Origin of the sequence: Pseudoalteromonas sp. MER144-MNA-CIBAN-0113 (assembly GCF_040308965.1) — a bacterium.
GTDB lineage: Bacteria > Pseudomonadota > Gammaproteobacteria > Enterobacterales > Alteromonadaceae > Pseudoalteromonas > Pseudoalteromonas tetraodonis.
In genome coordinates this window covers 1-234 of record NZ_JBEOOG010000617.1, presented here as the reverse complement: position 1 = coordinate 234, position 234 = coordinate 1, and the positions used below count along the sequence as shown (strand labels likewise).

The 234-nt window shown below is 41.5% G+C and carries 1 protein-coding gene; it reads left to right on the top strand.

Annotation, left to right across the window (positions count from 1 at the left end; all coding sequences use genetic code 11):
- A partial coding sequence (locus AAEY57_RS21180; RefSeq protein ID WP_350608804.1) for a glycosyltransferase family 9 protein occupies positions 1-234 on the top strand: 234 nt, incomplete at both ends.

The following is a 234-nucleotide window of genomic DNA, read 5'->3' as shown; positions in this document are numbered from 1 at the left end:
ATGTACTACTTAATATGCAAGTTGCATTAAGGGCTGGGTTTGTAGCGCGTTGTATTCCTGCAAAAGTAAAAATAGGGTTTGATTGGGCGCGTTCAAAAGAATTGCACAGCTTGTTTATTAATAAACGAATAGCCCCAGAAGCTCAGGCGCATGTGCTTGAAGGCTTTAAAGGTTTTGCAAAAGCCATTGGTGTAGCTGATTATAAACCGAGTTGGGACATGCCATATACAGAGC